The organism is Nocardiopsis sp. TNDT3, from assembly GCF_003427465.1.
GTDB lineage: Bacteria > Actinomycetota > Actinomycetes > Streptosporangiales > Streptosporangiaceae > Nocardiopsis > Nocardiopsis dassonvillei.
This window is the reverse complement of record NZ_QPFC01000211.1, coordinates 1-6,624: the sequence shown is the minus strand read 5'-3', so window position 1 is coordinate 6,624 and position 6,624 is coordinate 1. Positions and strand designations below refer to the sequence as shown.

The 6,624-nt window shown below is 72.5% G+C and carries 7 protein-coding genes and 1 pseudogene; 4 read left to right on the top strand and 4 right to left on the bottom strand.

Annotation, left to right across the window (positions count from 1 at the left end; all coding sequences use genetic code 11):
• The coding region (locus DQW06_RS05745) for a chorismate-binding protein (RefSeq protein WP_117198097.1) at window positions 1–1,511 on the bottom strand (1,511 nt) is incomplete at its 3' end.
• A gap of 152 nt (window positions 1,512–1,663) precedes the next feature.
• Between DQW06_RS05745 and DQW06_RS05740 the strand changes: the two genes are divergently transcribed.
• Window positions 1,664–1,912 carry an SHOCT domain-containing protein gene (locus DQW06_RS05740; protein WP_013153142.1) on the top strand — a complete coding sequence of 83 codons (249 nt, stop codon included), beginning with the start codon at window positions 1,664–1,666 and terminating at the stop codon, window positions 1,910–1,912.
• Window positions 1,913–1,916: 4 nt separating this feature from the next.
• Here the strand turns inward: DQW06_RS05740 and DQW06_RS05735 are convergent, their stop codons facing one another.
• Complete coding sequence (locus tag DQW06_RS05735) at window positions 1,917–3,344, bottom strand: sugar porter family MFS transporter (protein WP_013153141.1); 1,428 nt, start codon at window positions 3,342–3,344, stop codon at window positions 1,917–1,919.
• A gap of 194 nt (window positions 3,345–3,538) precedes the next feature.
• Here DQW06_RS05735 and DQW06_RS05730 point away from each other — a divergent pair, with 194 nt between their 5' ends.
• Complete coding sequence (locus DQW06_RS05730) at window positions 3,539–4,150, top strand: HAD family phosphatase (protein WP_071622099.1); 612 nt, start codon at window positions 3,539–3,541, stop codon at window positions 4,148–4,150.
• Window positions 4,151–4,294: 144 nt separating this feature from the next.
• Here the strand turns inward: DQW06_RS05730 and DQW06_RS05725 are convergent, their stop codons facing one another.
• Both DQW06_RS05725 and DQW06_RS05720 read right to left on the bottom strand, forming a co-directional pair.
• Window positions 4,295–4,768 (bottom strand): nuclear transport factor 2 family protein, encoded by a 474-nt coding sequence (locus tag DQW06_RS05725; RefSeq protein ID WP_013153139.1) that lies wholly within the window; start codon window positions 4,766–4,768, stop codon window positions 4,295–4,297.
• Window positions 4,769–4,784: 16 nt separating this feature from the next.
• Entirely contained in the window at window positions 4,785–5,681 is an 897-nt protein-coding gene (locus DQW06_RS05720) for an oxidoreductase (protein ID WP_013153138.1), read from the bottom strand.
• Window positions 5,682–5,737: 56 nt separating this feature from the next.
• On the opposite strand from DQW06_RS05720, the gene DQW06_RS05715 reads away from it, so the two are divergent.
• Window positions 5,738–6,355: a TetR/AcrR family transcriptional regulator gene (locus DQW06_RS05715; protein ID WP_041552673.1), complete on the top strand. Its 618-nt coding sequence runs from the start codon at window positions 5,738–5,740 to the stop codon at window positions 6,353–6,355.
• A gap of 43 nt (window positions 6,356–6,398) precedes the next feature.
• Window positions 6,399–6,624, top strand: a pseudogene (locus tag DQW06_RS05710) (aminoglycoside phosphotransferase); the annotation flags it as partial.

The window sequence follows — 6,624 nt, the reverse complement described above, 5'->3', positions numbered from 1 at the left end:
GCCGCGCGGTCGCCGTCCACGCGCAGGAAGCGCTCGGGCGAGGCGCTGAGCACGCTCGTGGGCCCCAGCCGCAGCAGGGCGGCGTAGGGCGCGGGGCTGGCCGCGCGCAGGCGGCGGTAGGAGTCCAGGTCTCCCCCGTCGTGGGGCAGGCGGACCCGGTTGGTCAGGCAGATCTCGTAGCTCTCCCCGGCGGTGAGCTCGGCCAGGCACTCCTTGACGTCGGCCACGTAGTCCTCGCGCGGGCGCTCCAGCAGGCGGGCCAGGTCGGCGGACGGGGCGGCGGGGACGGGTGCCGACAGCGGCGGCAGGTCGGTGAGGGCGGTCAGGGTCGCGTCGAGCCAGGCGTCGCCGCCGGGGAGGTCGTCGGCGCACACCGCGTAGGTGCGGTCGCGGTGGTGGTCGACGGCCACGAACCGGTCGCAGCGCAGCCACACCGCGTCGGGTTCGGACGAGGTGTGGGCGCTGTCGCCGCCGCAGTCGGCCTTGAGCTCGTAGCCGAGGTAGCCGACGTACCCTCCTGTGAAGTCGAAGGGCAGGCCGGAGGGAGAGGGCGGGGGGAGGCGGCGGTCGAGGGCGTCGAAGACGCTGCCGGGCTCGCGGTGCTCGGTGCCGTCCGCGGCGCGCACGGTGACGGGGCCGCCGACGCGGTAGGTGAGCACCTCGCCGGTGGCGGCGCCGAGGAAGGAGAAGCGCGCGGGGCCCTCCGGACGGGAGCTGTCCAGCCAGAACGCGTACTCGGCGTCGCCGTACAGGCGGGCGAAGGCGGCCTCGGTGTCCACGGCCATGGGGAGTTCGCGCATGCGGACGGTCGGAGCCCCCGCGGCCGCGGGGGCGTCGGGGCGCTCTCCGGGCACCGCCGTCGGGGCCTTCCCGCCCCGGGCGGCCGCGTCCCGTTCCGAGGGCGGGCCCGGGGGCGCGGCCGCCAGGGCGGTGTGCGGGCGGGCCAGGTCCAGGAAGTTCGCGACCAGCTCCGCGCCGTGCTCGCTGGCCACCGACTCGGGGTGGAACTGCACGCCCCAGCGGGGCAGCGTGCGGTGCTCCAGGCCCATGACCACGCCGTCCTCGGCCCATGCGGTGGCCGTCAGCGTCTCGGGCAGGGGCTCGGGAACGGCCAGGGAGTGGTAGCGGACGGCGGTGAGGCCCTGGGGCAGGCCCGCGAACAGGCCCGCGCCGGTGTGCCGGATCCGGGACAGGTGGCCGTGGCGGGGCTGGGGGGCCGAGACCACGTCCGCCCCGGCCAGGTGGGCGATGGCCTGGTGGCCCAGGCACACCCCCAGGACGGGCAGCCGGGTGCGGGCCAGGAGTTCGGGGACGCGGCCCAGGTCGCGGGGGTTCTGGGGGCGGCCCGGGCCCGGTGAGACGACCACGGCGTCCAGGTCCGCCGGGTCGAGCCGGTCCCAGCGGGGGTCGTCGTGGGTGAGCACCGCCGGGGTCCGGCCGAGGACGCGCGCCAGGAGCTGGAAGAGGTTGTAGGTGTAGGAGTCGTGGTTGTCCACGAGGAGGACGCGCATAACCACCCTTTTCGTCCGTATCCCGACAATCCAGGTTACGGCGATCCGGACGGGGCGGTTGTCCACAGGCGCGAAGGACCCCTGGAGAAGAACCCCGGTCAGGGGTACACAGGAAGGAGAGGAGCGTTTCTTCCAGGAGTGGGGAGCAGACGATGACCTACGTCATGGCCGCGGTCGTCATGATGATCATGGTGGCGCTGGGCGTCTTCTTCGTCGTCACGGTGGCGTCCGTGGCGGGCGCGGCCCGTGCCGACCTGGCCCGGCCGGGGCGTCGCCGGACCCCCGCCGCGCCCGCGCCGCAGGCCGTGGACGCGGCGGAGGAGGAGCTGCGGCTCAGATACGCGCGCGGCCAGATCGACCGGGAGGAGTTCCTCCAGCGCAAGATCGACCTGGAGCGCTGAACCCTCAGCCCCGCATCTCCTCCAGGGTCTTGCCGCGGGTCTCCTTCACGAACCTCAGCACGAAGAAGAACGACACCAGCGCGAAGAACGCGTACATCAGGTACGTGCCGCTCAGGCTCCAGTCGCGCAGGCTCGGGAAGCTCACGGTGATGAGCCAGTTGGTGAGCCACTGGGTCGCGGTGGCCACGCCCATCGCCGCGGCACGGATGCGCAGCGGGAACATCTCCCCCAGCAGCACCCACACGACCACGCCCCACGACAGCGCGAAGAAGAGCACGAACAGGCTGGCCGCGGTCAGCGCCACCGCGCCCCAGCCGAACGACAGCGTCACCTCCTCGCCCCGCACCACCGCGTGGTTGAAGGCGTAGGCGGCCAGCGCCAGCGCCACCGTCATCCCGGCCGAGCCCACCAGCAGCAGCGGCTTGCGGCCGACCCGGTCCACCAGCAGGATCGCCACGAACGTACCCACGATGTTCACGATGGAGGTGAACAGGCTCAGCAGCAGCGAGGCCGACTCCTCCACCCCCACCGACTGCCACAGCGAACTGGAGTAGTAGAAGATGACGTTGATCCCGACCAGCTGTTGGAACGCCGAGACGGCCATGCCGATCCACACGATGGGCAGCAGACCGTAGCGGCCGGTCAGGTCGCTCAGCCTGGGCCGGACCTCCGAACCCAGCGCCTCGCGGATCTCCCCGATGCGCTTGTCCACCCGCTCGGCTCCGCCGCCCTCGACGTCGGCCAGGATGCGGCGGGCGCGTTCGGTCTGCCCCACGCGCACCAGGTAGCGGGGAGATTCGGGGATGAGCACGCTCAGCCCCAGGTAGACCAGGGCGGGCAGGACCTCGACGCCCAGCATCCACTGCCAGGCCTGGATCGGCCCCAGCATGCCGCTCGCGGTGCCGTCGGCCATCTGGGCGATGCCGTAGTTGACCAGCTGCGAGGCGGCGATGCCCAGCACGATGGCCAGCTGCTGCAACGACGCCAGGCGGCCGCGGTAGGCCGCGGGCGACACCTCTGCGATGTAGGTCGGGGCGATCACCGAGGCCAGGCCGATGGCGACACCGCCCAGGATCCGCCAGGCGGTCAGGTCCCACACGTTGAACGGCAGCGCCGAGCCGACGGCGCTGATCGCGAACAGCACACCGGCGATCTGCATGGTGCGGATGCGGCCGAGGCGGTCGGCCAGGGCCCCCGCGACCGCGGCGCCCACCACGCAGCCCAGGAGCGCGGCGGCGACCGTGAAGCCCAGCGTGGCGGGGCCCACTCCGAAGTACTCCTGGATGGCGGGTACCGCTCCGTTGATGACCGCGCTGTCGTAGCCGAACAGGAAACCGCCCATCGCCGCGGCCGCGGCGATCATCGTCACGTGGACGATGTTGCCCTCCCCCGCCGGAACCGACTCGTCCCCGGCCTGTCTGGCTCCGCTCACGTCTGGTGTCCCTTCCACGTCGCACAGTGCTCGTCCCCAGAGTGGACACGTCGGGAAGCCGAGGGTCACGGACAAAACGCCCACGGGCCAAAAGATGTCCATCGTTTGGCCCGCGACGTGTATCGGTCACGCGGTGCCCGACCGCGTACGATCTGGACGGGTTCCCGACGGTGCCGTGAGGAAGGTGTGTCCTGTTGACCGTGCTCTTCGACCTGTTCGGCGTCCTTGCCCGCCACCAGTCCGAGGAGGGCAGGGACCGGTTGGTCCGGATCGCGGGCGCACCAGCCCCGGCCTTCTGGGAGGCGTACTGGGCGCGGCGCCAGCCCTACGACCGCGCGGACGTGAGCGCCGCCGAGTACTGGCGCGGCGTGGGCGAGGACCTGGGCACGCGCTTCGACGGGGAGCGCATCGCCGCGCTCGTCGAGGCCGACGTCGCCAGCTGGAGCGCCGTGGACGAGACCATGGTCGCCCTGGTCGGGGAGCTCGCGGCCTCCGGCCGGCGGATCGGGCTGCTGTCCAACATCCCCGAGGAGTTGGCCGCCCACTACGAGGCGCACCACCCCTGGCTCGACCGCTTCCACGTGCGCGCCTTCTCCTGCCGTATCCGCCGAGCCAAGCCCGAACCGGGCGCCTACCGGTGGTGCCAGGAGGCCCTGGGCGTGGAGCCGGGGCGCATCCTCTTCGTCGACGACCGCGAGGAGAACGTCCGGGCCGCCGAGGCGCTGGGCATGGGCGGCCACGTGTTCACCGCCGCCGACGGGTTCCGCGAGGGCCTCGCGCGCTGGGAGTCCGCTCCGGCGGGCTGAGCCCCGTCCGCCGCGCGGTCCGGGGCTCGGCTCGGGTACCGCCGTCTCAGGCGGCGCCCTCTGCGGCGAGGGCGGACTGGAAGACGCCGAAGTTCCCGGTCATCCACAGGGGCGTCAGCTTCACGCCGGCGACGCGCCAGCCGTTCAGGGTGCGGGCGAACCGGTTCGTTTGACATCCTCTCCCGCCCGGTCGCTGTCGCCCAGGCTGTTGGGCAGGTGGTGGCTCGCCCGCACGTGGGCCATACACGTGGCGTGGTCGTCCCCGTCGAAGGTGACCACGTGGTTCGTGCGCATGTGCTGCGCGGCCTGGAAGGACTCCGTCCGCGGCGCGGTACCCGCGACCCACGCGTCGGCGGTGAGGCGTACGGCCGGCGGGCCGAAGCCCTCGCCGAAGTCGACCTCGACCTCGTCCGTGAAGCAGGAGCGGAACAGCTCCCAGTCACGGGAGTCGGTTCCGGTGGCGTAGCGGGTCTGGACCTCGCTGATCTCGGCCCGGTCCAGCAGACGCCTGAGTTCGGCGTCGTGGGGCCGCGTGTGGTGTGTCCGCGTCAGGGGACGTTCCTTTCCTGGGGCGCGCCGGTGTCGACGGCGGCGGAGTCGGTGAACGGTCGGGTTCATGGCGCCGCTGGGGATGTCAGGCGGTGTGAGGTGTCCTCAGCGGAAAGGCCACTCCGGTGAGTTCCTCGGAGGCCCGCCACAGTCGGCGCGCGGCGTCGACGTCGCGCGCCTTCGCCGCGCGTGGGACCAGCTTCGGTGCGCCCCGGAGCCCCATCATGCGGCGGGGACCGGCGTAGCTGTCGCCGGGGACGTCCGCCGTGGCGGCGTAGAGCGTGGGCAGGGCGCCCTGTTCCGCGCTCTGCGTGACCAGACCGATCAGTGCCTGGCTCGCCCGCAGCCACAGGCCGCGCCCCTCCGTCCTCATCAGGTTCGTGGCGGAGATTCCGGGGTGGGCGGCCGTCGATGTCACCGGGGAACCGGCCTCGGCGAGGCGCCGCTGGAGTTCCGAGGCGAACAGGAGGTTGGCGAGTTTGGACTGGCCGTAGGCGGGATAGGCCCGGTAGGGCTTGCGCTCCCAGTTGAGGTCGGCGAAGTCGATCGAGCCGATCAGGTGCGCGAGCGAGGCCACCGTGACGACCCTTCCCCGGATCCGCGGCAGCAGCAGGTTCGTGAGCGCGAAGTGGCCGAGGTGGTTGGTCCCGAACTGCGACTCGAAACCGTCGGCGGTGCGGGACAACGGCGGGAGCGACAGGCCGGCGTTGTTGACGAGCAGGTCGACGGGCTCGGTGAGCCGCCGCGCGAACGCCCGTATCGAGGACAGGTCGGCGAGGTCGAGTTCGCGGACCTCGACGTCACCGGCCATCGTCGCGGCGGCGGCGCGGCCCCTGTCGAGGTCGCGGACGGCGAGCAGGACCCGGGCGCCGCGTTCGGCGAGGACGCGGGCGGTGACGCGTCCGATCCCGCTGTTCGCGCCGGTGACGACGGCGGTGCGGCCGGTCATGGAAGGGACGTCTTCGACGGACAACGGTGGCATGGCCCCGAATGTAGTCAGTGCAAACAATGATGTCAATGCAAACATCGCGTGTTAGGATGGCGGACGTGACCCCACCCGCCGGGCAGCGCCCCTACCACCACGGCAACCTCCGCAGCGCGATCCTCGACGCCGCCGCGCGCCAGCTGCGCGAGCACGGAGCGGACCAGCTCTCCCTGCGGGACCTGGCCAGGGAGGTCGGCGTGAGCCACGCCGCGCCGCGGAGGCACTTCGCCGACCGGCAGGCGCTCCTCGACGCCCTGGCCGAGGCGGGGTTCGTCCGGTTGGGCGAGGCGCTGCGCACCGCGCTGGCGGAGGCCGGGGACGCGTTCGACGTACGGGTGCACGGGGCCGTGCTGGCCTTCGCCCGTTTCGCCACCGAGAACGCCGCGCTGCTCGAACTGATGAACTCCGGCAAACACCGGCCGGGAGCCACACGGCTCGTCGAGGCGGCCGAGGCCGCCTTCGGTCAGGTCAGCGAGCTGATCGAGGAGGGCCAGGAGCGCGGCGCGCTCGAACACGGCGACCCCGAGCGCATCGGGATCATCCTGTACGCGACCGTGCAGGGCATCGCGACGATGGTCAACGGCGGCATGATCGACGCGGACAGGCTCGACGGGCTGGTCGAGACCGCGGTCGAGCAGTTCCTGCGGGGCGCCCGCCCCCACGGCCGGTAACCGTCCACCGGCCGAACCCACCGCCCCTCTATCGTTGCCGTTGATGACAACCCACGGAACGGACATCACCGAGGACCTGGTCCGGGACCTGCTGCGCGAGCGGCACCCCGACCTGGCGGACCTGCCCCTCAGACTCGGAGCGCGCGGCTGGGACAACCAGGTGTGGCGGCTCGGCGACGACCTCGCCGTCCGGCTGCCCTGGGCGACGCGGTCCGCGGACGCGCTGCTGCGCAAGGAACACACCTGGCTGCCCGCCCTCGCCCCGCTCC

Excerpts from the sequence above, each read along its gene's own strand:
- DQW06_RS05715 (WP_041552673.1), top strand. The coding sequence starts at position 5,738 with ATGGCGGACGTGACCCCACCCGCCGGGCAGCGCCCCTACCACCACGGC.
- DQW06_RS05725 (WP_013153139.1), bottom strand. The coding sequence starts at position 4,768 with ATGAACCCGACCGTTCACCGACTCCGCCGCCGTCGACACCGGCGCGCC.
- DQW06_RS05720 (WP_013153138.1), bottom strand. The coding sequence starts at position 5,681 with ATGCCACCGTTGTCCGTCGAAGACGTCCCTTCCATGACCGGCCGCACC.
- DQW06_RS05740 (WP_013153142.1), top strand. The coding sequence starts at position 1,664 with ATGACCTACGTCATGGCCGCGGTCGTCATGATGATCATGGTGGCGCTG.